Raw genomic sequence first — 26077 nt, forward strand, 5'->3', positions numbered from 1 at the left:
ATAGTCTCTTATTTCAAAAAATAACTCTAAACAGTTCGAAAATTAAGGCTATCGTTTTCAACAAAAACCTCAATGGAATCTCCCTCAGATATTGTCTGAGAGAGAATCTTCTCAGCCAATGGATTTTGAATATGTTTTTGTATCACACGCTTCAACGGCCGAGCTCCATAAAAAGGGTCGTATCCCTTGTGAGAAAGCCAATCTATTACTTCGTCTTCAAAATTCATTGAAATATTTTTATCTTTAATAAGTGATAATACCATATCAAGCTGAATACGAACAATCTGTGCCATATCTTCTTCACGCAATTTCTGAAACAATATTATTTCATCTAAACGATTTAAAAATTCAGGCTTAAATGTAGATCGAACAAGTTGCATTACCTTGTCGTGAGAATCAGTAGCGTCACAATCTTTGATTAAATACTCTGCCCCTAAATTAGAGGTCATAATAATCAGCGTATTGCGAAAATCTACCGTACGCCCTTGACTATCTGTCAACCTTCCATCATCTAGAACCTGCAATAAGATATTATGAACATCCGAATGTGCCTTTTCCATTTCATCAAATAAGACAACTTGATAAGGATGCCTGCGCACTGCTTCAGTTAGAATCCCCCCCTCTTCATACCCAACATAACCAGGAGGAGCTCCTATAAGACGAGATACAGAATGCTTTTCCATATATTCAGACATGTCTATTCGAATCATAGAATTCTCATCATCAAACAACAATCGAGCTAAAGATTTAACTAATTCCGTCTTTCCAACCCCAGTAGGACCTAAAAACATAAAAGATCCCATCGGACGTCGTGGATCTTGCAATCCAGCTCGGAAACGACGCAATGCATGAGATACAGACTCGATAGCCGCAGATTGACCAACAACTGATTTAGATATTTCTTCTTCTATCCGTACAAATTTTTCTCGGTCACTTGCCAACATTTTGTCAACAGGAATACCCGTCCAACTTGATACAATACTTGCAATATTATCAGATGTTACGACTTCTTGAACTATATCTTCTGCGACACCACCGGCTTTTTCAGCCTCATCTAATTCTTTTTCTGCTTTTGGAATCAAAAGATTAACAAGCTCTCCAGCACGTTCAAATTGTCCTTGACGTTGTACTATAGCTAGCTCATTACGCATGGATTCTAAACGCTTTTTAAGATCAGCAGCATAAAAAAGCTTTCGCTGACCTTCTTGCCATCGCAAAGTTAAAGAATGCGCTTTTTCTTCTAAAGAAGCTAATTCTTTTTCTAAATCTAGAAGACGATCTTTCGAAGACTGATCTTTTTCTTTTTTTAAAGCCTCTTTTTCTATTTTGAGACAAATAATCCGACGATCAAATTCATCAAGCGCTTCGGGCTTCGTATCTATTTGCATACGTACTCTAGCAGAAGCTTCATCCATCAAATCAATGGCTTTATCAGGAAGAAATCGATCCGTAATATAACGATTAGAAAGCACTGCGGCACTGACTAAAGCTGAATCAGAAATCCGTACTTTGTGATGCTGTTCATATCTTTCTTTAAGCCCTCGTAAAATAGATACTGTATCGGCGACTGTAGGCTCACCAACCAAGATTGATTGAAATCTTCTAGCCAAAGCCGGATCTTTTTCTATATATTTACGATATTCATCTAATGTCGTTGCTCCGATACAATGCAATTCTCCGCGTGCTAAAGAGGGCTTAAGCAAATTAGATGCATCCATTGCTCCATCGGTTTTCCCTGCTCCTACTAATATATGCAATTCATCAATAAATAAAACGATCTCCCCGTTCTCTGATCGTATTTCACCAATAAGAGATTTTAACCTCTCTTCAAATTCTCCTCTAAATTTGGCACCTGCAATTAATGCTCCTATATCAAGAGCCATTAATCTTTTATCCTTCAATGATTCAGGAACATCCCCATTAACAATACGCGAAGCCAAACCTTCGATAATAGCAGTTTTACCGACACCAGGATCTCCAATTAGCACTGGATTGTTTTTAGTGCGACGCGATAAAACCTGAATAGAACGACGCATTTCATCGTCACGACCAATAACGGGATCAAGTTTTCCATCCCGTGCTTCTGCAGTCAAATCACGACAATATTTCTTTAAAGCATCAAATCCTTGCTCAGCATTAGCAGAATCAGCTACACGCCCCTTACGTAATTTCTTGATCGATTCTTCAAGACGATTAATGCTGATCCCACATTTTTTAAGGGAATCTCCTACTGATTCCTTAGCTAATATCATAGCTAAAAGAACTTTCTCTGCTGTAACAAAAGAATCACCTGATTTTTTGGCTATCTCCTCCGCCTTAGATAAAATTGCAGCCAAAGGCTGAGAAAGATAAACTTGTCCGCCTCCTCCCGTAACCTTTGGGATTTTAGAAAGAGCACTGCGATTAGCATTCCTTAGCTTCCCAAGATCTCCTCCAGAGCTTTGAATTAACAAACAAATAAATCCTTCTGCATCTTCAAGAAAAGTATGTAAAAGATGTTCAGGCACTAAATTCTGATGACCTTGTGCCAAAGCATATGCTTGGGAAGAATGCAAAAATTTACGCATTAATTCTGAATATTTATCACTATTCATCATACAATCCTCCAGATTCTGATTGCCCTTATATTAAAGACAGCAAAATATCACAATGTAAAATCTTTATCTACAGTTTCTGAATTCACTTCTTGAGTCTGAATATTTATCACTATCCATCATACAATCCTCCAGATTCTGATTGCCCTTATATTAAAGACAGTAAAATATCACAATGTAAAATCTTTATCTACAGTTTCTGAATTCACTTCTTGAGATTGGAGAAGAACAGAAGTTGTTGTTTCTTCTGCAGGTTTATTGTTTATTTTATTATTATGGAATACACGTGGACGTACAACTCTTCTACGATATACTTTTTTATTAGGCGCTTTTTTTTCAAGAGATGGCTCAGGGGCTTTAAATACCTCATCCCCAACTGCAGGCTGAATATCGCTACTAAAAAGCGGTTCCTTTTGTTCTTTAATCGTCGAATTATCTTCAAAACCACTAGGTGCATTTTGAACATGGCCTCTTGATTCTTTTGAAAGAAGGTTTTCCTGTTCATCACGTTGCAACTTTTCTTGAATCTGCGCTTGAGCTATAGAAACAATGCGATTGTAATGTTCTGCATGCTGAAAATGATTTTCTGCTACTACATAGTCACCTGCACTTATTGCATCACGAGCCAGAGCTGAATATCTCTCTGCTATGTGTTGAGCAGTGCCTCGAACCTTAACATCATATCCATTGCTATCATAATTACGTACCAATGGATTAAGATTTTTACGACCAAAATTTCCATTACTGCCGCTAGATCCTCGTCCGCGACTACGTTTATATTGTTGACCTGATCTCATTTATTATCTATCCCAACTCATAAATACTTGTTATTCACTATTTTTAGTATAAAAATTTAATTTATTAATTAACCCATTGATAACACTTTCATTTCTACATATTACAAGAATCTTCTTTAAAAAACTTCACATATCAACGACAAAATAGTAATATTCTATCGTTTTTTTCATAGTCCTTAAAAGAATTGACTAAGAATAATTTCTTGTCTTCAAAAATACGTATCACGTCTATTTTTTGATTATAACCAATTTCTAAACCACAAAATCCATTCTTACTTAAATGGCGAGATACACCATCTGCTATAACACGATAATGAGACAAACCATCTGGACCCCCATCAAGAGCAATCACCGGATCAAAATTCTTTACTTCAGGCCCAAGTTTATCCACAACAGCAGATTCTATATAAGGGGGATTAGAAACAATAATATCAAAAAACCCCTCAATAGAAGAAAACCAATTGCTTTGCAATGCGGAAAATCTCTTGGAAAGACCATTGGCAACAGCATTCTTCCTAGCAATTTCAAGGGCTTTACTGGAAATATCAACCCCCAAACCCTCAAAAAAAGAATTTTCCTTTAGCAAAGCAAGACAAATCGCTCCACTACCCATCCCAAGATCAAGAATACGAGCATCTTTTTTCTTTCCCCTTTGAGAAAGGAAAAAAGATAATATAGAATCAACTAAAAGCTCCGTTTCAGGGCGAGGCTCAAAAGTATCCGATGAAAGAGCTAATCTTACATTATAAAAATCACGCCATCCACAAATACGATGTATTGATTCATAATTCAAAGAACGAATAACCGCTTTTTTAAGCAATAGCCTCTGTTCATCATCAAGAATTGTATCTGGGCACGCAATAACCTGACAAGAAGATAATCCCGTAACACCACATAGAAAAGAACGAGGATTCCTTAATCCCTGCAATCCCGATTCTTTAAAATAATATTTTATCAACGAAAGACAACCTTCAACAGTATGAGGAAGTTCTTTAATTAACAATGAATCATTCACTTGCAGAACCTATCATTTTTGCTTGATGCGCAGTAAGCAATGCATTGACAATTTCATCAAGATAACCCTGCAAAACATATTCAAGTTTATAAAGAGTTAAATTGATTCTGTGATCAGTAATACGTCCTTGTGGAAAATTATAAGTACGAATACGCTCAGAACGATCTCCGGATCCAATTTGTGCCTTACGATTTTCGGATCTTTCATGTGCCATACGCTTTCTTTCAATATCATAAAGACGTGCTCTTAATACCTTCATTGCTTGTAATCTATTTTGATGCTGTGATTTTTCAGAGGAAGTTACCATAATACCAGTAGGAATATGTGTAATTCTTACAGCTGAATCCGTAGTATTAACATGTTGCCCTCCTGAACCAGATGCTCGCATAGTATCAATGCGAATATCTTCCGTAGCAATTGCAACATCAATTTCTTCTGCTTCTGGCAACACTGCAACAGTTGCTGCTGAGGTATGAACCCGTCCACTTGCTTCAGTTGCAGGAACACGTTGTACGCGATGCACGCCTGATTCAAATTTCATACGATAAAAAACTCCGTTACCAGATATTGTTGCTACTATTTCTTTATACCCACCATCATCATTATCACTTGACGACAATATTTCTACTTTCCATTTTTGATATGTAGCATAACGCTCATACATACGGAAAAGATCACCAACGAACAACGCAGCCTCTGATCCCCCTGTTCCAGCACGAATTTCAAGGATACAGCTTTTGTCATCATCTGTATCTTTGGGCAAAAGAAGACAACTTATTTCATATTCAAGCGCTTTGATTTCTTTTTCCACTTCCCCAATCTCAGCCTTAGCGAGATCTCGAATGCCTAAGTCACTGTCTTGATCATCAATAATAGTACGAAGATCTTGCTCTTCACCTTTTTTTTTCTCATAAATATCGATCTTAGATATTATCGGACTAATCGCAGCATACTCTTCTGTCAGCTTAATATAAACATCCACAGAAGGCGACTCGGACATACGTAATTCTATTTCAGAAAAACGATTCTTCAAATTGCATACTTGCTTGTGAGAAAGAAAAACCAAAACCCAAAAACTCTCATAAAAAATTGAAATAATATTCTTAATTCACAGAGTGATAATGATTTTCAATGCTGTCTTATACACCGAAAATAACTTTGCAAATAATGAATTCACAACCGAAATTTTACTATTTTTTCTTTGCTTGTTCGCGAATGTGCATATTTAAAAACTTAATATTCTGATTAGCTAATTAGAATCATTTTCTAAAAATATCCCGCATATCCTATTAAAATATACAAAAATGACATTCTTAGTTAGAAAATAAGTTACACAGCACTTCTATCGTAAAAATACAACAGAACACTCATTAACATACTATCATAGAAAAAAAAAGCATAAATTATTTTAACGCAAAGAATCCTTAGTACGTTTTATCAAGCTCAAAAAAAAAATAACGCCTAAATTAAAGAAAGCATTCTTTGCTGGGAAACAATTATTTGCAACACAAAATCAAAACATACCTTACAAAAAACAGAAAAATTATTTTCCAAACTAGAATAGCAACTCTTTAAATTTTCTAAAGATATCAGCATCATGACCTTAGAAAATATTCTTGTCAATACAAATTATCCGAAGAAAATTACCTATATGCAAAAAACTCTATATCCTAAAAATTGATTGTTCCTCAAGGAAACATTCAATAACGTATACCAATAATACGAGCATATTTAAAAAACTTTATTTTAAAGACAAAAAATAATATTAAGTAATATCTAAACCATAACAAGAGTGTAATGATCTCACAGCTAATTCAGTATAAGCACTATCAATTAAAACAGATATTTTTATTTCAGATGTCGTAATTGCCTTAATATTGATATTTTTTTCGGCAAAACATGAAAAGAAAGCTGACGCCACCCCCGTATGACTTTGCATTCCAATTCCTATAGCAGAAATTTTAACTAGTTTATCCTCATGTTGAATAACATCATAACCAATTTTATCTTTATTATCAGTTAAAACTGCAAGAGCTTTTTCTAAACTCAACGAAGGGGTCGTGAAAGTGATATCTGCATACTGACCATCTTCAGAAATATTTTGAATAATCATATCAACATTAATATTAGCTTTAGCAAGCGGAGAAAAAATAGATGCCGATATCCCAGGATGATCTTGTAGACGCCTCAAAGAAATTTGAGCTTCATCTTTTGTATAAGCAATTCCAGTAATTACTTCTTGTTCCATAATATTTTCCTCATCACAAATAAACGTTCCTGATTGCTCTTGTTGATTTGAATCTGCAAAACTTGAACGCACGAACAAACAAACTTTATGAAGCATAGCCAATTCTACGGAACGAACTTGCATTACCTTAGCTCCAAGTGATGCCATTTCTAACATCTCTTCAAAAGAAATATTTTTCATCAAACGAGCTTTTGGCTCAATACGTGGATCAGTAGTATAAATACCATCTACATCTGTATAAATATCACACCGATCTGCATTGATAGCAGCCGCTATTGCAACCGCTGAAGTATCGGATCCTCCACGACCAAGGGTTGTGATATAGCCTGCAGGGCTTATTCCTTGAAAGCCAGTAATGACTACTACTTTTTTTGTCTTCATGTGAGAAATAATTTTTGTCCCATCTATACGGGATATCCGCGCTATTCCATGTATATTATCTGTCAAAACAGGAATCTGCCACCCTTGCAATGAGATTGCCTCAATACCCAATGATTGCAAAGCGAGAGCCATCAGCCCAGAAGAAACCTGTTCTCCTGAAGAAATAACAACATCTCTTTCACGTGTATTATTGAGAGATCCCATACACTGACACAGAGAGCTTAGCCTATCAGTTTCTCCACTCATAGCAGAAACAACAATAGCAATTTCTTGTCCCATATTCACTTCACGCTTAACATGCAAAGCAGCATTGCGAATACAATCAATATTAGCTACAGAAGTACCACCAAATTTCATAACAATACGTGCCATACTAATCCTAGCAGAAGTTTTCTTATATTAATTATAAAGGTTTGATAGCTATCAGCACCTTTTCAAAAGAAGATCGTACTTGCAAATAACACAAAATCAATAGATCATGTCTATTGATTTTATAAGGAGGTTTAAATGCAAAAAAAATATCCGAACTATACCACTAAAAACCAAGAAGAAATAAATCAATTTTCAAACATAGCATCCGAGTGGTGGAATCCCACGGGAAAGTTTAAACCCCTCCATCAAATAAATCCAGTAAGATTACAGTATATTCAAAAAAAAATAATGCAACACTTTCAATGCGATAATCATGATGCTTATCCTTTCAAAGGCTTACGCATATTAGATCTAGGCTGTGGCGGAGGTTTGCTATCAGAACCTATAGCTCGAATGGGAGCAACTGTAATAGGAATCGATCCTTCTCCAAAAAACATTGCAACAGCTAAAAATCACGCTGATACGCACAATATAAACATTGATTATCGTGTAGCTTGTGCTGAAGACATAGCTAAAACTGATGAAAAATTTGATGTTATTTTAAACATGGAAGTGATAGAACACGTTAATAATATCCATTACTTTGCAAACACTTGTTGCTCTCTTCTTCTCGACGATGGATTGATGTTTGTCTCTACGATTAACCGTACTTTTAAAGCAATGTTATTGGCCATTGTCGGAGCTGAATACGTTCTTCAATGGCTACCAAAAGGTACTCATCAATATGAAAAATTTGTCAAACCAATAGAAATAGAAGAACTTTTAGCTAAAAATAACGTAGAAGTTATAGATCGTATCGGTGTGGTTTATAGTATATTATGTAATAAATGGAAACTTTCTGAAAAAAAAATGGATGTCAATTATATGCTATTAGCACATCTGCCTAAAATAAGATAAAAAATACGCATCATAAAATATCAATCATACCATCTTTAATGGTAATTTGCCGATCCATCTGAGAAGCAAGATCATGATTATGCGTTGCGACTAATGTTGCCAAACCGAAACGAGCAACCAAATCTTTTAAAAAACCAAAAACCCGTTGTGCTGTTTTCGGATCTAAGTTGCCTGTCGGCTCATCTGCCAAAATAATTAAAGGCTTGTTTGCAACAGCACGACAAATTGCTACCCTTTGTTGCTCGCCCCCAGAAATATCAGAGGAATTCCTATTAGCATATGGAGCCATCCCCATATAATCTAAAATCTCCATAGCACGTTGATGTGCCGTATTATGATCGACTCCAGCAATAATTTGAGGAATAATGATGTTTTCTATGACCGAGAAATCCGTTAACAAGCGATGTGCTTGGTATACAAAACCAATTTTAGTACAACGCAAAAATGCTTTTTTCTCATCAGAAAGTTGGTTACATGATTGACTATCAATAATAATATCGCCTTTATCAGGATTTTCTAATAAACCTGCAATATGCAAAATAGTTGATTTCCCCGTTCCCGAAGGAGAAACGAGAGCAACCATTTCACCTTTTTTTAAGCTAAGGTGAACGTTTTCAAGAACTGGAAAATATTTGCCAACCTGATAATAACTATGCTTGATATTCTGAAGCAATAAAACTTCTGTGTTACTCAACATGCTCTCCTACTCATAGCGCAAAGCTTTGACAGGATCTATACGAGATGCTTTCCAACTAGGAAATATTGTTGCCAACAAAGATAAAAAAACAGTCATTGCAACAATCCACGAAACCTCAATCCATGAAATTTTAGAAGGTAATTCAGTTAATAAATATGCTTCTGTATCAAATATTACCACACCAAATGCATTCAAAAAAAACTGTCGTATCACTTCAACATTAACAGAAATCAAAATACCAATAATAACACCTGCACAAGTTCCAGAAATACCAATAAAAGCACCTATCATAAAAAATATAGCCATAATAGAAGAAATGCGAGCACCCATAGTACGCAAAATTGCTATATCCCGCCTTTTTTCTTTTACCAACATCACTAAACCAGAAATAATATTAAGAGAAGCGACTAAAACTATCAATGCCAAAATAACAAACATAGCATTACTCTCAACTTGCATGGCATAAAAAAACATTTGATAACGTTGCTGCCAATCGACAATTGACACATCATTTCCAAAGATATCGATAATATTTTTACGTGATTTTTCAATCATATCAGGATCTTTGACAAAAATTTCTATGCCCGAGACCGCATTTTCAATATTAAAATATAACTGTGCTTCTTCAAGGGGCATATAAATCATTCCACTATCATAATCTGGAATACGTATTTGAAATATTGCTGAAACAGTATATGACTTAGAACGAGTTCCTATTCCCAATGGCGTAATGTCACCATATGGAGAAAGAATTTTGATTTTATCCCCTATTGAAATACCTAAAACACGAGCAAGATCTTCTCCTATAACAATCCCTTTTCCCTGATCAAAATCATTTAATCCACCATAAAAACGTGAGAAAGATTTTTTTATATGAGAAAAATCTTTGCTAGAAATGCCCCGTACCGATACGCCAGAACCACGAGAATTCATACTAGAAATAAATGCCTGACCAGTGACAAAAGGTGAAACCTGCGTAACATCTGGAATAGAACTGAGTTTCTTTGAAAGAGATTGGTAATCAACAAGCGGATAATATTTCTGCTGTATTATGATATGCCCATTGATTCCCAAAATACGTTTAATCATATCTGCACGGAATCCATTCATTACAGACATAACAACAATAAGAGCCATAACCCCTATCATTACGCCGATAAATGATACAGAAGAAGCAATAGAGATAAAAGATTCTTTGCGACGCGAAAACAGATAACGCCAAGCAATTGCCACTTCAAATCTAGAAAAAAAAATCATTTTTTCCCCTTAATATGATGTTTTAATCATCAACTTTTCCCCAAAAAAGCGATTCGAGGCATAATTAACAACTTCTTCTAATGACATATATTCTTTTGTACCCGTTGATCTATTTTTGATTTCAACCTTAGAATCAGAAATAAATTTTGAACCAATAATAATCTGCAAAGGAAAACCTAATAAATCAGCTAAAGCAAACTTAGATCCCGCTTGTTCATCTACATCATCTAAAAAAACATCACATCCCGCTTGAGAAAGCTGTGTATAAATTTTGTCACTTGCAGAACAACACGCCTGATCGTGAATTTTGAGATTAATAAGCGATATATGAAAAGGGGAAACTGAATCAGGCCATATAATCCCTTGTGCATCATGGGAAGACTCAATAATAGCAGCAACAACACGCATAGGACCAATTCCATATGATCCCATCTGGACATAATGTTTCTTACCATCCGCACCTTGAAATGTCGCTGACATGGGATGAGAATATTTTGTGCCAAAATGGAAAATATGACCTACCTCAATACCCCGTGCCACAATTCTATCTTCTTCCGATAAAGAATGAAATAATTTCTCATTATGTACATCAGAAGTAGCAGCATAAGGAGTAGTCCATTGTCTCACAATATCTTTTAAAGAAACAATATCATCAAAATCTGTGTTTTCTGAAGGAATCGGGAAATTCATAAAATCTTTAGAACAAAATAATTGTGTTTCACCTGTATTCGAAAGAACAATAAATTCATGACTTAAACTACCACCAATTGGACCAGATTCAGCACGCATTGGTATAGATTTTAATCCCAAACGATGAAAAATCCGAAGATATGAGACAAACATCTTATTGTAAGAATGTACTGAATCCTCGAAAGTTAAATCAAACGAATAAGCATCTTTCATCAGAAATTCACGCGAACGCATAGTTCCAAAACGCGGCCTCAACTCATCTCGAAATTTCAATTGCATTTGATATAAAATCAATGGAAGATCTCTATAAGATTTCACATGAGAGCGAAAAATATCGGTCATCATCTCTTCATTAGTCGGACCATAAAGCATAGACTTATCGTTTCTATCAACGATCCGGAGCATTTCTTTCCCATAAGATTCATAACGCCCACTTTCAATCCACAAGTCAGCTGATTGCAAAGTTGGATTACTCATTTCAAGTGCACCTATTCGGTCTTGCTCTTCGCGAATAATCGCATTAACCTTACTAAGAGCTTTATTTCCTAAAGGAAGCCAAGAATACATTCCTTTTGAGTGTTGAGATATCATCCCTGTACGCAACATCATTTTATGCGAGATAATTTCTGCATCTTTAGGATTTTCCTGCATAGCTGGTAAAAAATACTTTGATCTTTTCACTATCATATCCTTTTATTAAACGAACTTAATTGTAAAATTTAACTATTTTCCAGGATAATCCTCAAATCATTTCCTGTGGAGATATCACGCAATATTAAATATTAATTTCAAGATATACTCATACTATACTACCGTTGACGAGATATTCTACTCACAAAAACAGTAACAATGGGCTTCTTTCCCCAAGCCTGTTTGAGACAAGAACGTAAAGAACGACCTATTGATTCCCGCAATGCTTTTAAATCTTTCCGACGATTTTGAGGAAAATTAACTACTGTTGTAATAACCGTTTTTGACAATAGTTTATTGATTTTGATTCCATCCTCACCATAAGTAGGTATGCCAATATCAATAACTTCTGGCACACCAATGATGTCATAATGATTGTCAAGAAGAACATTGACTGATATATGTCCAACAAAAGAAAGCTGTTTTCTCTTAGCAATTCCCAATTCCTCAAATTTTCCAACCAGAAAACCGTCTTTTAAAAAACGTCCATGAACTACTTCATCTACAATCTCAACAGGATCGGGGAAAAGACGCAACATCTTACCATTGCGAACAAACGGAACCTGAGCAATACCAGATTGCAAAGCAAGTTCTTTTTGCGCAACAAGATGCGAAAGCTCTCCATGAATCGCAACCATAATTTTAGGACGAATCCACTGATACATACGTTTTAAATCTTTACGATATGGATGACCTGAAACATGTACTGGATGTTCTGCATCGTCTGATACTATCTGCACACCTTGCTCTATCAGTTGATTCTTGAGTTGACCTATTGCCACTTCATTTCCTGGTATAGAACGAGACGAAAATATCACCTTATCCTTGTTACTCAATTTTAAATTGCGCATTTCACCACGCGACAACTGAGCCAAAGCAGAACGTGGTTCTCCCTGACTACCGGTTGCAATAACAACTAATTTTTCGCGAGGATACAATCCAAAACTTTCCTCCGAAACAAATGATTGATCTTTTTTTATAAGCCCAATACCAATAGAAACATTCACTACACGCTTCAATGAAGAACCAAGCAGTAATACCTTACGCCCTAATTTTTCAGAAACATCTATAATGCTGCGAATCCTACTAACACTGGATGCAAAAGCTGTGATCACAGCATAGCCTTCAGTTTTTTTAATAATATTATACAGATTTTGAGCAACATCTTTTTCTGAGACAGGGGTTCCATGAAGCATTGCATTAGTAGAATCACACATTAATGCAAGGACTCCTTCGTCTCCTATAGCACGCAAAGAATCTTCATCTGTCAAATCTCCAAGAACAGAAGTATCATCAAGCTTCCAATCACCTGTATGAACAATATTACCCACTGGAGAGCGGATAATTAACGCCATAGATTCAGGAATTGAATGATTAACTTGTATAGATTTTATGGAAAAAGGACCAATATCAATTTGATCTCCCGCTTGAAAGGATATACATGGAATATTCTTAGGAAAACGCTCGTATACTCCTTTAGCCTCTAAAAGCCCAATTGCAAAAGGAGAAGCATAGACAGGAACATTGAGAAATGACCATAAATCATGTAGAGCACCATAATGATCCTCATGGGCATGCGTAATAATAATTGCCATAAGATTCTTACGTTCTTCCAAAACGAAAGTAATATCTGGAAATACGAGATCCACTCCTGGTAAATCATCTTTCGGAAAGGAAACACCACAGTCAACCATTATCCATTTACGATTGTTAGGATTGCCAAATCCATAAAGAGCCATGTTCATGCCAATTTCACCAACACCACCAAGAGGCAAAAACACTAAATCTTCCTGTTCTTTCATATATGATCTTTCATTTTAAATAAAAATATCTCCTGTAAAAATTTTACGAAAACAACCTTTTTTTTCTTCCAATAATAAATATCCAAAATCATCAACTCCAACAAAATGACCTGAAATAGAAAATTGGGGAAGTTTAATCGTGATAGGATTACCTATTCCGTAAGCAAAACAACGCCAAAGTTTCATGATTTCTTCTCGTCCTGTATCTTTTTTCCAAATAGCTAACATTTTTGCAATTTCTTGGAAAAAAATTGGTAAAATACTCTTTAAATCTATACATCCTCCCTCTTTTCTCAGAGAAGTAACAGGATAAGAAGTATCTTTGGGACAATACTCAACGTTCAACCCTATTCCAATAACAATTGCTTGTAAACCACTTTTTAAATCTAAAGTCTCAATTAAAATTCCAGCAATCTTACGTTGAAAAACTAACAAATCATTTGGCCATTTTATTTTGACATCTACCTCAGCAGGAAGAATAGATGCTATAATTGAGTGCATAGCAACAGAAACTGCAAAAGACAAGAGCGTTAGGGAATCCTTCGATATAGAATCAATCAATAGTAACGAAGCGTATAGATTCCCTTTATCAGAAACCCATTTTTTCCCTCCACGACCTCGACCAGATGTTTGACGTGATGCAATTATCCATAAATTTCCTAAATCGCCAGATAATGCACGTTTCATACATTCATCGTTTGTAGAAACGATAGTATCAAAAAATTCATACCGAAAATTATAAAGTTTTTTACATTCAGAAAGATCAGATAACATCGTTAAAACATTGATCTAACTATCGTAGTAATCCACGAGTTTAAGATATTCTCAAACAAGAAGTAACCAACAACAAAAAAAGTAGATGCGATAATAATCGGACTCATTTGCTTTCCAACGAGAATCAATTCTTCCGTTGGCTGATTAAACCACATAATACTGACAATACGCAAATAATAGTAAGCGGATACTACAGAAGACAACAAACCAATCATAGCAAAAATATAAAAATCTCTATTTACAGCAGAAAGAAGAAGAAAATACTTCCCTAAAAAACCCGCAAAAGGTGGAATACCCGCTAACGAAAAAAGCAAAATAGTCAAAACAGAGGTCAGAAAAATACTCTGCTTCGATAATCCTGAAAGATCAGAAATGTTTTTAATATTGCTCCCATCTTTACGACGTAACGATAAAACACAAGCAAAAAATCCTATCATCATAACAAGATAAATGATCATATACCTAATCATAGCAGAAATTCCAAGAACAGTACCAGCCGAAAAACCGAGCAAAGCATATCCTGCATGACCTATGGAGGAATAAGCCATAAGACGCTTTAAGTCCTGTTGTTTGATCGCAACAATGGAACCCAAAACCATTGAACCAACAGAAACAAGCATAAAGATCTGTAGTAAATCAAAAATCATCGGCCAAAAAACAATTGTGATACGATAAAGCGCCATCGTAATAGCAAATTTTGGGACAGTTGCTAAAAAAGCAGTAACAAACATAGGGGATCCTTCATAAACATCAGGAATCCACATATGAAATGGAACCAGTGCCATTTTAAAGAAAAGACCCACTAGAATCAGCACAACTCCGACTATTACAACAGACGACTTATACCCAACGAACAACGACGTCACTATATGTGAAAAATCCGTGTAACCTGTAAATCCATAAATAAAAGACATTCCATATAATAAAAAAGCAGAAGAAACCGCCCCTAACACAAAATATTTAAGAGCTGCTTCTATAGAAAAAACGCTCTCACGATTCATTGCAATAACCACATAAAGCGCCAAAGATTGTAGCTCTAGTGCCATATAAAAAGACATCATATCATTCGCTGAAATCATGCAAAGCATACCCAAAATAGCCATCAAAATAACTACAGGAAATTCAAAACAGCTAAAAGGTTTCACATGAATACAGCTGAACATCATTATGAAAAGCATGATGCTACTACCTAGAATGATAGACTTTGCAAAATATGAAAAGCTATCTGAAATATAAGCCCCGCCCAATCCTATCCCTTTATAAGGCATAATAAAGAGAGAAATAAGAGCAACACTCAACACTATCACTGGGAAAACAACCAAATGAAAGGCATTCTTGCGACGAGAAAAGACACCCATCAATAAAAGAAAAAGGCTTCCAAGGGCAATAATGATTTCAGGAATACAAAGAAAAAAATCACTTATACAGCTTATAGGAATCATAATAATAGTTCCAATTCCTCGTCAGTTAGATAATACAACCAGTATTATTTTCCGAACGAATCAGTTTTTACAATAGAAGAAATGGTAAGGGCAAAAGTATCAAAAACCGGAATAGTATATATTCCAAAAAAAACTATTAATACTGCGATCGGATATACAATACAACGCTCCCGTAATGATAAATCTTTTATTTTTTTCACTTCTTCACGTTCCGACACACCAAAAACAATCTTACGATAAAACCATAAAGAGTATAGCGCTGATAAGACAACACCAAAAGATGCAAAAACGGCAATCATATTATGATTGAAGAAAGCAGATACAATAATCAAAAATTCTCCAATAAATCCTGATGTTCCAGGAAGACCAATATTAGCCATAGTAAATACCATCATTACTACTGCATATCGAGGCATATTACGAACTAAACCACCATAGGCATAAAGATCACGCGTATGTAACCGATCATAAAGAATACCTATACTAAAGAATAGCGCACTAGACACAAGACCATGTGATAGCATCTGAAACATCGCACCTTCAACACCACTTCTTATTCCTGAAAATATACCAATCGTTACATATCCCATATGTGCTATCGAAGAATATGCTATAAGCTTTTTGATATCTCTCTGTACCATCGCAACTAGAGAGGCATATATAATAGATATTACAGACAATATAAGGATAAGGGGAGAAAAATATTTAGAAGCCAAAGGAAAAAGAGGCAATAAAAATCTAAGACAACCATAACCGCCCATTTTCAACATAATACCCGCTAAAAAAACCGAACCAGCAGTTGGCGCCTGTACATGAGCACTTGGTAACCAAGTATGAAAAGGAAACATAGGAATTTTTATCGCAAAAGAGATAAAAAAAGCCAACCATAACCAACACTGTATAGACATTGGGAAAGAGCTGCTTGCATAAAGATCAATAATACTAGTTGTTTTTTTGTCCCAACACATCACCATAATCGCCAAGAGCATAAAAACAGAACCAAAAAATGTATAAAGAAAAAACTTATACGCCGCATAAACGCGTTCGTTTCCTCCCCAAACACCTATTATGATAAACATAGGAATCAAACTAGCTTCAAAAAATATGTAAAATAATACGATATCCAGCGATAAAAAAGCTCCTATTGTCATAGATTCAAGAATTAGAAAAGCTATCATATATTCTTTGAAGCGTTCTTGAACCGACTCCCAACTAGATAAAATGCAAAAAGGAGTAAGAAAAGCGGTTAGCACTACTAAAAGAATCGATATACCATCAACTCCAAGATGATAATCACAAAAATAATCAATCCAATGATAATATTCAATCATCTGGAATCCAGAATTATTTTGGTTAAATATAGCCCAGACAAACAAGGAAAAAACAAAATTGATAATACTGGTTCCCAAAGCAATACCCAGAAAAGAGCGACGCTCACATCCCAAGTAAGAAGCAAGAAACAAAAGAAGAACACCTATAAAAGGTGTAAAAGTTATAATTGAAAGAAATGGCAAATCCATTAAATATTACCTTTCAACAACATGACTAGCACCAATATAGAAATTCCCACCAACATGGCAAATGCATAATGATACAGATACCCTGTTTGCAAACGACTCGCATAAAAAGATAAATACCGCACACAAGCTGCAACGCCATTAGGACCATATCTATCTATGGATAAATCAATACCCTTCCATAACCATTCTCCCAAACGAATCGTAGGACGAACAAACAAGAAATCATAAATCCGATCAAAATACCAAGCATTGTGAAGAAAGTAGTAGAAATAAGAAATTTTTTTTGAAAGGAATTTTGGTAAACTTGGGAAAACGATATACATTATAAAAGAAACCACAAAACCAGCAGAAAAAGCTATAAAAGAAGAATATTCTACCCATAAAGGCACATAATGATGTATTCCCAACATCTTATTACGAGAAGAAGTAAAAATCGCCTCTTTCCAAAAAGAAGAATATCCATCCCCAAAAAAGAAACTATGAAAAACAAATCCGAAAAATATAGATCCTATCGCCAAAATAAAAAGTGGCATTTGCATAACCATTGGAGATTCATGAATCTTTTGTAAGATATTTTTATCCACGCGCATCTTACCAAAAAAAGTCAAAAACATTAATCTCCATGAATAAAAACTGGTTAAAAAAGCAGCAAATAAAAGAGGGAAAAAAGCAATAAAACGATTCGAAGACATATACGCCACTTCTAGAATTACATCTTTAGAAAAGAATCCTGAAAGCCCTATACTTGTTTTAGGAAGCCCAAATCCCGTCAACGCTAAGGTACCAATAATCATCATCAAACCTGTTACAGGCAAATGTTTATATAACCCACCCATACGACGCATATCCTGTTCTCCAGAGACTGCGTGTATCACTGATCCAGCCCCTAAAAAAAGAAGTGCTTTAAAAAATGCATGTGTAAACAAGTGAAAAATAGCAGCTCCATAAGCCCCACACCCCAATGCAACAAACATATAACCTAACTGTGAACAAGTAGAATACGCTATAACACGTTTGATATCATGTTGAGCAAGGCCAACGGTTGCAGCAAAAAAAGCTGTAATAGATCCAACGACTACTATACAATCCAAAACAACGGAAGAAAGCTCAAAAAGTGGAGACATTCTAGCTACTAAAAAAACACCAGCTGTCACCATCGTAGCAGCATGAATAAGAGCAGAAACAGGTGTCGGGCCTTCCATCGCGTCGGGAAGCCATACATGCAATAAAAACTGAGCAGATTTTCCCATGGCACCTAAAAACAACAAAAAGCAAATTATCGCAATAGCATCATGCCTATGTATCTCTATTCCAAAAGGAGCAAGAGCTTTATGTGTTGTCCCTACAAGATTACCATGCGTAAAGTATTGAGTGGCTTTGTTAAAAACAATATCAAAATCAACCGATTGAAAAAGATAAACTATCGCAGAAATAGCAAGAATAAGACCGCAATCACCTATCCTATTGACTACAAAAGCCTTCATTGAAGCTTTGAGGGCAGATTCTTTAAAAGACCAAAAACCAATTAGCAAATAAGATGCAAGGCCAACACCTTCCCAACCAAAAAATATTTGTAAAAAATTATCAGAAGAAACCAAAACAAGCATCGCAAAAGTAAACAATGATAGATACGAGAAAAACCGCCGGCGATGTGGATCATCATGCATATAACCAATAGAATATATATGAACAACTGCTGAAATAGAATTAATAACCACAAACATAACAGAAGAAAGAGTATCTATACGCAATCCCCAAGATACATCCAGTCCACTAGATTTGATCCAATGAAATATTTCATATTTAACTACCGTAAAGTTAGAAAAACCTACTTCATAAAACACCCACCAAGATAACAGTGCTACGATTACCATTAATACAGAAGTAAAAATCTCAGGCAATTTTTCTCTCATCAAACGACCGAAAAATCCAGAAACAACTGCCCCTACGAGAGGAAGAAAAACTATAGCCTCATAAATCATAGCTACAAATCAACCCTTCATTCGATTAAAATCATCAACAGAAATTGAACCTCGCTTCCTATAGAAAACAACTAAAATAGCAAGTCCTATAGAAGTCTCGGCTGCTGCAACCACCAAGATAAATAAAGAAAATATTTGACCAGCAATATCTTGCATATAGGCAGAAAAAGAAATCATATTTAAATTCACCGCCAAAAGCATAATCTCTATCGACATCAATGTCGTGATAATGCTTTTACGATTAAAAAAAACTCCAGAAGAACCGATAATAAATATAATAGCAGATACAATCAAATAATGAGCAAGATTAATATTCATCCTCAATCCCCTCCCCTGATTTTACTTTAACTACTGTAACAGAATTTCCAGGATTACTCTTTAATTGCTTGGAAATATTTTGTCTCTTAATGCCGGGACGATGCCGGAGCATTAGTACAATTGCACCAATCATAGATAGCAATAAAATAAATCCTGATATTTCAAGGGGATAAATATATTTTGTGTATAAAACCTCACCAATATCTTCTGTATTATTTCCCCTAAAAACCAATCTAGAAACCTCACCTTCTAATCCAAAAACTAGTAAATTACTTGCACATACAAACAATTCAGCAGCTAAAATTCCTATAAAAAAAGCCCCTAAAAATGGACGATTTCTTCTAGGTTTTGCTTCTTCAACATCAATATCAAGCATCATAATAATAAAAAGGAAAAGAACGATCACAGCCCCAACATATACAACTAGAGTAATCATTGCGATAAATTCTGCCCCCAAAAGAAGAAAAAGACCCGCAGAATTAACAAAAGCAAGAATGAGGAAGAAAACTGAATATACGGGATTACGTAATGTAACGACTAGAAGCGAGGAAGCTATTACAACAAAGGAAAAGAGATAAAAAACAAAGATTGTACAACCATCTTCACATATTCCTTAAGATCTTCATTAGAAGGAAAAAATTATAGTCATTACAAAAAACATATATAATCATAAAATCAATATTAACGATAAGGAGAATCAATCACAATATTACGAACAATTTCACTTTCCCATCTATCACCATTATCCAGAAGACGCTCTTTGTCATAATAAAGCTCTTTACGAGTCTCTGTTGCAAATTCAAAATTAGGACCCTCAACAATAGCATCAACTGGACAAGCTTCTTGACATAAACCACAATAAATACACTTAATCATATCTATGTCATAACGCACAGTCCGACGTGTTCCATCATGAAGACGAGGTCCGGATTCTATTGTAATAGCTTGCGCAGGACAAACAGCTTCACATAACTTACAAGCTATACATCTTTCTTCTCCATTAGGATAACGGCGCAGGGCATGCTCTCCTCTAAAACGAGGACTCACGGAGCCTTTCTCAAAAGGATAATTAATCGTGGCTTTCGCCTTAAAAAAATAACGCATACAAAGAAAAAAAGATAACACAAATTCTTTGAGAAAAAGAAAGCTTACATTACACATAAAAACCCTTTTAAAATCCCTTATATGATTACATCATAATTTTGAGAAAGAAAGAAACTATTAAAACCATTGAAAACGATAGAGGAAGAAAAACCTTCCATCCTAACCGCATCAATTGATCATAACGATAGCGTGGCACAAAAGCTTTGACCATTGAAACCATAAAAAACACTCCTAAAGTTTTAAAGACAAGCCAAAAAAATCCAGGAACATATCTAAAGACTGCTATATCAACCGGAGGCAACCATCCTCCTAAAAATAAAATACTTGTCAAAACACACATCAGAACAATAGTTGAATATTCAGCAAGCATAAACAATAAGTAAGGAGTTGAACTATATTCCACCATATAACCAGCAACTAACTCTGATTCTGCCTCGGATAAATCAAAGGGAGGACGATTCGTCTCTGCAAGAAGAGAAATAAAAAAAATAACAAACATTGGGAAAAGAGCCAACCAATACCAATCAAGTATCGAGGGAGGAAATCCCAAAATTGTTCCTATACCGCTTTTTTGAGCATTAACAATATCTGTAAGATTCAGCGAACCCGCACACAATAAAACTGTCACAATCACTAAACCAATAGAAACTTCATAAGAAATCATCTGTGCAGCAGAACGCAAGGCACCAAGAAATGCATATTTTGAATTTGATGCCCATCCTCCTATAATAATACCATAAACCTCAAGGGAAGAAATTGCTAGAATATAAAGTATTCCCACATTGATATCGGCAATAACCCAACCATCCGCAACAGGTACTACAGCCCACGCAGACAAAGATAAAATAGCCGAAATGAGCGGCGCCAAGAGAAACAAAAATTTGTTGGATTTAGCAGGAATAATAGGCTCTTTAAATACAAATTTTAAAAAATCAGCAAAAGATTGGAATAATCCCCAAGGACCAACAACATTGGGACCACGACGCAATTGCACTGCCGCCCAAATCTTGCGATCCATAAGCAAGATATATGCCACAAAAATCAAAACACCAACCAAAAAAACGATTGATTTAATGATCATAAAAAATAAAGGAACAAAAAATTCCCCCAAGAAGGAAAACATTACTCTAATTCCCTCACTCTATTATTAGAAACACTTTTACCGCAATTTTGCGCTACAAGAGAGCATTGAGCCATGGTAGCCGAAGCTCTTGCTATAGCATTTGCTAAATAAAAATTATTTACCGTTGAAACAAATTCTCTTTTCTGCATTTCTCCTGCTTTTTTAGCCAAAGAATAAATACCCTCCGTGGAAGAAGGAACGATTTCATCTAATCGCATAAAATGCGGGTAATGCGAATATAAATGAGAGCGCAACTGCAATAAGGAATTAAAGGGCAAAATACATCCTAATTTATCCGCAAGAGCACATATTATTTCCCAATCTTCTCTTGACTCACCTGGAGGGAAGTTAGCACGCATGCCCATCTGCACCCTACCCTCAGTATTCACCCACAAACCTGACTTTTCTGTATACGCAGCGCCAGGCAATATAACATCAGCGGATTGAGCTCCCTTATCACCATGCGAACCTATATATACAGTAAAAGCCTTCTTACGAGAAAAATCTAATTCATCTGCTCCTAACAAAAATACAACGTCAGTTTTATGTAAAAGATTCATTGCATTTAAATTATCATCCGCAGGAACAAAGCCTAAATCCAAAGCCCCAACACGCGAAGAAGCAGTATGTAAAACGGCAAAACCATTCCATGAATCACTGACTGCTCCAACATCAATAGCTAATTTAGCAGCATTTGCCAATACCTCAACTTTGTTAAAACCCTTGAGAGCCCCTTGCCCCACCATAATCAAAGGTTTCTCAACCCCTTGCAATGTCTTAAAAAAAGGATCTTTCCCCGAAACAAGATTAGCTAAAGATTCGCTTCCGACACCTAAATGCTGATAATTATATCGCAACTCTCCGACATCTCCAATGACAGCTATAGGAAAATTCCCAAGTCGCCACCGCTTACGAATACGTGCATTCAAAATAGCCGCTTCAAAACGAGGATTAGAGCCAATAATCAACATTGCTTCAGCTTCATCTATTCCTTGAATAGTCGGATTAAATATATAACTAGAACGGCCATACGAAGGATCAAGACTCTCTCCATCTTGCCGACAATCAAAATTATTACAACCTAAAGATTGCATCATCAACTTAAGAGCATATATCTCTTCTACAGAAGCAAGATCTCCTGCAATAGCCCCTAATTTTACACCAGAAGGAGAAACAGCTGTTTTAATCACCTTCAAGGCATAATCCCAATCAACAGGTCTCAAGCGCCCATCGACACGAACATAAGGGCGATCTAAACGCTGCACCTTAAGCCCATCCCAGATAAAACGAGTTTTATCTGATATCCATTCTTCGTTAATAGATTCATTGATACGCGGTAAAATTCTCATTACTTCACAGCCACGCGTATCAATCCTAATAGCAGAACCGAGAGCATCCATCACATCTATACTATCTGTCTTGGTCAATTCCCACGAACGAACTGTAAACGCAAATGGTTTTGAGGTCAAAGCGCCAACAGGACAAAGGTCAATGATGTTTCCTTGTATTTCAGAGGTTAAAGACTGTTCAAGATAAGTAGTAATTTCAGCATCTTCACCTCTTCCAATCAAACCTAGGTCCGGCACTCCTGCTACCTCAGTGATAAAACGCACGCAACGCGTACAATGAATACAACGAGTCATAACTGTTTTAACTAAAGGACCTATGGATTTATCTTCAACAGATCTCTTGTTGTCACAATAACGAGAAGATCCAAATCCAAAAAACATAGCTTGATCTTGTAAATCGCATTCCCCTCCCTGATCGCATATAGGACAATCCAAAGGATGATTGATCAGGAGAAATTCCATCACGCCTTCACGGGCTTTCCGAACCATAGAAGTTGTGGTAAAAATTTCAGGCAATTCACCATTAGAACCTGCACGCAAATCAAAAACATTCATAGCACAGGATGCTTGAGGTTTCGATGCAATACCCTTAATCTCCACCAAACACATGCGACAATTACCAGCAATAGACAATCTCTCGTGATAACAAAAACGAGGCACTTCAACACCAGCAAATTCACAGGCTTGAAGAAGCGTAAAATCACTAGGAACTTCAATCTCTATACCATCAACCTTCAGTTTTACCATCATTTTAATAAACCACTTTTTACAAGAGGATACTCTAAAAAATATTTTTGATGCCCATCCAAATCAACATCCTTACCATCAAAAATGATGTACATTATACTGATCAATACGCTCTTCCATTACATGCCGAAAATTCTTTATTAATCCTTGTATTGGCCATGCCGCAGCATCACCAAGAGCACAAATAGTTCTCCCTTCTATATTCTTACTGACTTCAAACAGCATATCAATTTCATGCTTTTGAGCCACCCCTCTAACCATACGCTCCATCAATCGCATCATCCATCCAGTACCTTCGCGACAAGGAGTACATTGACCACAACTCTCATGCTTATAAAAAACAGATAAACGCCATATTGCCCTAATAATATCTGTAGACCGATCCATCACAATTACAGCCGCAGTTCCCAGCCCTGATCCCATCGCTTTAAGACTATCATAATCCATTATAGCGCCTCTCATCTGATCTCCCGTAAGACAAGGAACAGAAGATCCACCAGGAATAACAGCCAAAAGATTATCCCATCCTCCCCTAATACCACCACAATGCTTTTCAATTAATTCATCAAAAGTGATCGACATAGATTCTTCAACGGTACATGGATAGTTCACATGACCTGAAATAGAAAAAAGCTTCGTACCTCTATTATTTTCACGGCCAAAGCTTGAATACCAACTCGCACCACGCCGCAAAATAGTAGGAACCACTGCAATAGATTCAACATTGTTAACCGTAGTAGGACAACCATATAGACCCATATTAGCAGGAAAAGGAGGCTTAAGTCGAGGCAACCCTTTTTTCCCTTCAAGGCTTTCAAGAAGAGCAGTCTCTTCTCCACAAATATAGGCTCCAGCACCATGATGTACTATAATATCAACATCATAACCAAGTTTACTATTACGACCAAGAAGACCCCTTGCATAACATTCATCCACCGCTGTTTGCAAAGATTCACGTTCCCTTATAAATTCTCCACGAACATAGATAAAAACACAATGTGCTCCTATAGCAAAAGAAGCAATGACACAACCTTCAATCAAAACATGTGGCTCATGCCGCATGATATCACGATCTTTACAAGTTCCAGGCTCAGACTCATCAGCATTCACTACAAGATAGTGAGGGCGATCAGAGCATGTCTTAGGCATAAAAGACCATTTCATTCCCGTTGAAAAACCAGCACCACCACGTCCACGCAAACCAGAGGCTTTTACTTCGCTAATAATCCAATCACGACCTTTACCTAAAATATTATCGGTACCATCCCAATGACCTCTCGCCATCGATTCATCGAGAGACTTTCCCTTCAAACCATACAGATTGGTAAAAATACGATCTTGATCTTTTAGCATGTTCAGGCTTTCTATACTTTTTTACAAAGAGTCATTCCGTACATCTTCAAAAATATTATATACCATTTTCATTAATTCGCATCCCATTCTAGATATCAATTTAAATTCAAACGATATCCTCTCTTGCCTTATTGTTCTAAAATATCTCTTAATTATTCGATTACAAAGATTGATAAACCACTCTAGAAAATCAAAAGTCAGAAAAGTAATATATCCCTGTTTTTATCATTTTCCCTCTTTGTTTTATCATTCTTCAACAAGCGATGTTAATCCTCCTGCAGGAGCAGAACTAATTCGATCAATTTGAGGACCAGGACGGATAGAATCGCCACGTCCTGCAGAAAAAGCTTCAATAATTTCTTCTAAACGCTCTGGCGTCAAATCCTCGTATGTATCCTTCCCTATCATGACCATTGGCGCATTCACACAAGCTCCCTGGCATTCCACTTCTTCCCAAGAAAGCTTTCCTTCTGGATTCCTGTGCAATGGCTTTTGATGGATTTTATTGCGACAAACCTCAATCAAATCTTCACAACCCCGCAACATACACGGAGTAGTTCCACAGACCTGAACATGAGCATGCGTTCCTACTGGAGCTAATTGAAATTGAGTATAAAAAGTTACAATTTCAAGGACACGAATATATGCCATATCCAACATACCAGCAACAAATTCAATTGCTGCCCGACTAACCCATCCTTCTTGCTCTTGAACTCGCATCAACAACGGAATAACCGCAGATTGATAACGTGATGAAGGATATTTGCTCATAACTTCATTCGCCCAAACAATATTTTCTTCACTAAAAGAAAATGACGATGGTTGAAATTCTTCCGCTGCCAATCGACGAATAGACATATCTTTTTAAGTCCTCACCAAACCCTATGCCAATAAAATAAAGTTTTATACCAATAAAAAATTCTTA

20 protein-coding genes and 1 pseudogene are annotated in these 26077 nt (G+C 36.0%); 1 reads left to right on the forward strand and 20 read right to left on the reverse strand.

Annotation, left to right across the window (positions count from 1 at the left end):
- Nucleotides 1–26 precede the first annotated feature (26 nt).
- From clpB to CKC_RS04615, 5 genes are all read right to left on the reverse strand, one after another.
- Complete coding sequence (clpB, locus tag CKC_RS04595; protein ID WP_013462358.1) at nucleotides 27–2594, reverse strand: ATP-dependent chaperone ClpB; 2568 nt, start codon at nucleotides 2592–2594, stop codon at nucleotides 27–29.
- A 170-nt stretch (nucleotides 2595–2764) separates the two neighbouring features.
- Nucleotides 2765–3391, reverse strand: a complete 627-nt coding sequence (locus CKC_RS04600) for a DUF4167 domain-containing protein (protein ID WP_013462359.1) — start codon at nucleotides 3389–3391, stop codon at nucleotides 2765–2767.
- A 133-nt stretch (nucleotides 3392–3524) separates the two neighbouring features.
- Nucleotides 3525–4406 (reverse strand): peptide chain release factor N(5)-glutamine methyltransferase, encoded by an 882-nt coding sequence (gene prmC, locus CKC_RS04605; RefSeq protein WP_013462360.1) that lies wholly within the window; start codon nucleotides 4404–4406, stop codon nucleotides 3525–3527.
- Nucleotides 4399–5472, reverse strand: a complete 1074-nt coding sequence (gene prfA, locus CKC_RS04610) for a peptide chain release factor 1 (protein WP_013462361.1) — start codon at nucleotides 5470–5472, stop codon at nucleotides 4399–4401. The genes prmC and prfA overlap by 8 nt, the downstream gene beginning before the upstream one ends.
- 699 nt (nucleotides 5473–6171) lie before the next feature.
- A complete protein-coding gene (locus tag CKC_RS04615; protein ID WP_013462362.1) occupies nucleotides 6172–7407 on the reverse strand; it encodes an aspartate kinase in 1236 nt (411 codons plus the stop codon).
- A gap of 135 nt (nucleotides 7408–7542) precedes the next feature.
- Here CKC_RS04615 and ubiG point away from each other — a divergent pair, with 135 nt between their 5' ends.
- Nucleotides 7543–8304, forward strand: a complete 762-nt coding sequence (gene ubiG, locus CKC_RS04620) for a bifunctional 2-polyprenyl-6-hydroxyphenol methylase/3-demethylubiquinol 3-O-methyltransferase UbiG (protein ID WP_013462363.1) — start codon at nucleotides 7543–7545, stop codon at nucleotides 8302–8304.
- Nucleotides 8305–8314: 10 nt separating this feature from the next.
- Here the strand turns inward: ubiG and CKC_RS04625 are convergent, their stop codons facing one another.
- The 15 genes and pseudogenes from CKC_RS04625 to nuoE form a co-directional block, all read right to left on the reverse strand.
- Nucleotides 8315–9001, reverse strand: a complete 687-nt coding sequence (locus tag CKC_RS04625) for an ABC transporter ATP-binding protein (RefSeq protein WP_013462364.1) — start codon at nucleotides 8999–9001, stop codon at nucleotides 8315–8317.
- A gap of 6 nt (nucleotides 9002–9007) precedes the next feature.
- On the reverse strand, nucleotides 9008–10258 hold the full coding sequence (locus CKC_RS04630) for a lipoprotein-releasing ABC transporter permease subunit (protein WP_013462365.1): 1251 nt from the start codon (nucleotides 10256–10258) through the stop codon (nucleotides 9008–9010).
- 9 nt (nucleotides 10259–10267) lie between these two features.
- Complete coding sequence (proS, locus tag CKC_RS04635) at nucleotides 10268–11629, reverse strand: proline--tRNA ligase (RefSeq protein WP_013462366.1); 1362 nt, start codon at nucleotides 11627–11629, stop codon at nucleotides 10268–10270.
- A gap of 128 nt (nucleotides 11630–11757) precedes the next feature.
- Nucleotides 11758–13440 (reverse strand): ribonuclease J, encoded by a 1683-nt coding sequence (locus CKC_RS04640; protein ID WP_013462367.1) that lies wholly within the window; start codon nucleotides 13438–13440, stop codon nucleotides 11758–11760.
- A gap of 15 nt (nucleotides 13441–13455) precedes the next feature.
- Nucleotides 13456–14214, reverse strand: a complete 759-nt coding sequence (locus CKC_RS04645; protein WP_013462368.1) for a biotin--[acetyl-CoA-carboxylase] ligase — start codon at nucleotides 14212–14214, stop codon at nucleotides 13456–13458.
- 2 nt (nucleotides 14215–14216) lie between these two features.
- A complete protein-coding gene (locus CKC_RS04650) occupies nucleotides 14217–15656 on the reverse strand; it encodes an NADH-quinone oxidoreductase subunit N (RefSeq protein WP_013462369.1) in 1440 nt (479 codons plus the stop codon).
- Nucleotides 15657–15700: 44 nt separating this feature from the next.
- The gene (locus tag CKC_RS04655) at nucleotides 15701–17176 is read right to left on the reverse strand and encodes an NADH-quinone oxidoreductase subunit M (RefSeq protein WP_013462370.1); all 1476 of its coding nucleotides are present in this window, start codon (nucleotides 17174–17176) and stop codon (nucleotides 15701–15703) included.
- On the reverse strand, nucleotides 17176–19158 hold the full coding sequence (gene nuoL, locus CKC_RS04660; protein ID WP_013462371.1) for an NADH-quinone oxidoreductase subunit L: 1983 nt from the start codon (nucleotides 19156–19158) through the stop codon (nucleotides 17176–17178). Before nuoL ends, CKC_RS04655 begins: the two co-directional genes overlap by 1 nt.
- Before the next feature lie 9 nt (nucleotides 19159–19167).
- Nucleotides 19168–19476 (reverse strand): NADH-quinone oxidoreductase subunit NuoK, encoded by a 309-nt coding sequence (gene nuoK / locus CKC_RS04665; protein WP_013462372.1) that lies wholly within the window; start codon nucleotides 19474–19476, stop codon nucleotides 19168–19170.
- On the reverse strand, nucleotides 19466–20086 hold the full coding sequence (locus tag CKC_RS04670) for an NADH-quinone oxidoreductase subunit J (protein ID WP_338028869.1): 621 nt from the start codon (nucleotides 20084–20086) through the stop codon (nucleotides 19466–19468). The genes nuoK and CKC_RS04670 overlap by 11 nt, the downstream gene beginning before the upstream one ends.
- A 71-nt stretch (nucleotides 20087–20157) precedes the next feature.
- A complete protein-coding gene (gene nuoI, locus CKC_RS04675; protein WP_013462374.1) occupies nucleotides 20158–20637 on the reverse strand; it encodes an NADH-quinone oxidoreductase subunit NuoI in 480 nt (159 codons plus the stop codon).
- Nucleotides 20638–20665: 28 nt separating this feature from the next.
- Nucleotides 20666–21661 carry an NADH-quinone oxidoreductase subunit NuoH gene (gene nuoH, locus CKC_RS04680; RefSeq protein WP_407059609.1) on the reverse strand — a complete coding sequence of 332 codons (996 nt, stop codon included), beginning with the start codon at nucleotides 21659–21661 and terminating at the stop codon, nucleotides 20666–20668.
- 41 nt (nucleotides 21662–21702) lie between these two features.
- Entirely contained in the window at nucleotides 21703–23799 is a 2097-nt protein-coding gene (nuoG, locus tag CKC_RS04685; protein ID WP_044054391.1) for an NADH-quinone oxidoreductase subunit NuoG, read from the reverse strand.
- A gap of 78 nt (nucleotides 23800–23877) precedes the next feature.
- A complete protein-coding gene (gene nuoF, locus CKC_RS04690) occupies nucleotides 23878–25152 on the reverse strand; it encodes an NADH-quinone oxidoreductase subunit NuoF (protein WP_013462378.1) in 1275 nt (424 codons plus the stop codon).
- Between the two features lie 249 nt (nucleotides 25153–25401).
- A pseudogene (nuoE, locus tag CKC_RS04695) lies at nucleotides 25402–26010 on the reverse strand (NADH-quinone oxidoreductase subunit NuoE); the annotation flags it as partial.
- Between the last annotated feature and the right edge of the window lie 67 nt (nucleotides 26011–26077).

It is taken from the genome of Candidatus Liberibacter solanacearum CLso-ZC1, from assembly GCF_000183665.1.
GTDB classification, from domain to species: domain Bacteria; phylum Pseudomonadota; class Alphaproteobacteria; order Rhizobiales; family Rhizobiaceae; genus Liberibacter; species Liberibacter solanacearum.

Bases quoted from the DNA above. Each gene is read 5' to 3' on its own strand.
- CKC_RS04630 (WP_013462365.1), bottom strand. From the start codon at position 10,258: ATGATTTTTTTTTCTAGATTTGAAGTGGCAATTGCTTGGCGTTATCTG.
- CKC_RS04650 (WP_013462369.1), bottom strand. From the start codon at position 15,656: ATGATTCCTATAAGCTGTATAAGTGATTTTTTTCTTTGTATTCCTGAA.
- nuoI (WP_013462374.1), bottom strand. From the start codon at position 20,637: ATGTGTAATGTAAGCTTTCTTTTTCTCAAAGAATTTGTGTTATCTTTT.
- CKC_RS04655 (WP_013462370.1), bottom strand. From the start codon at position 17,176: ATGGATTTGCCATTTCTTTCAATTATAACTTTTACACCTTTTATAGGT.
- nuoF (WP_013462378.1), bottom strand. From the start codon at position 25,152: ATGCTAAAAGATCAAGATCGTATTTTTACCAATCTGTATGGTTTGAAG.
- CKC_RS04625 (WP_013462364.1), bottom strand. From the start codon at position 9,001: ATGTTGAGTAACACAGAAGTTTTATTGCTTCAGAATATCAAGCATAGT.
- clpB (WP_013462358.1), bottom strand. From the start codon at position 2,594: ATGAATAGTGATAAATATTCAGAATTAATGCGTAAATTTTTGCATTCT.
- nuoH (WP_407059609.1), bottom strand. From the start codon at position 21,661: ATGATCATTAAATCAATCGTTTTTTTGGTTGGTGTTTTGATTTTTGTG.
- nuoL (WP_013462371.1), bottom strand. From the start codon at position 19,158: ATGATTTATGAGGCTATAGTTTTTCTTCCTCTCGTAGGGGCAGTTGTT.
- ubiG (WP_013462363.1), top strand. From the start codon at position 7,543: ATGCAAAAAAAATATCCGAACTATACCACTAAAAACCAAGAAGAAATA.
- nuoK (WP_013462372.1), bottom strand. From the start codon at position 19,476: ATGAATATTAATCTTGCTCATTATTTGATTGTATCTGCTATTATATTT.
- CKC_RS04600 (WP_013462359.1), bottom strand. From the start codon at position 3,391: ATGAGATCAGGTCAACAATATAAACGTAGTCGCGGACGAGGATCTAGC.
- CKC_RS04640 (WP_013462367.1), bottom strand. From the start codon at position 13,440: ATGAAAGAACAGGAAGATTTAGTGTTTTTGCCTCTTGGTGGTGTTGGT.
- CKC_RS04645 (WP_013462368.1), bottom strand. From the start codon at position 14,214: ATGTTATCTGATCTTTCTGAATGTAAAAAACTTTATAATTTTCGGTAT.
- CKC_RS04615 (WP_013462362.1), bottom strand. From the start codon at position 7,407: ATGGCACGTATTGTTATGAAATTTGGTGGTACTTCTGTAGCTAATATT.
- nuoG (WP_044054391.1), bottom strand. From the start codon at position 23,799: ATGGTAAAACTGAAGGTTGATGGTATAGAGATTGAAGTTCCTAGTGAT.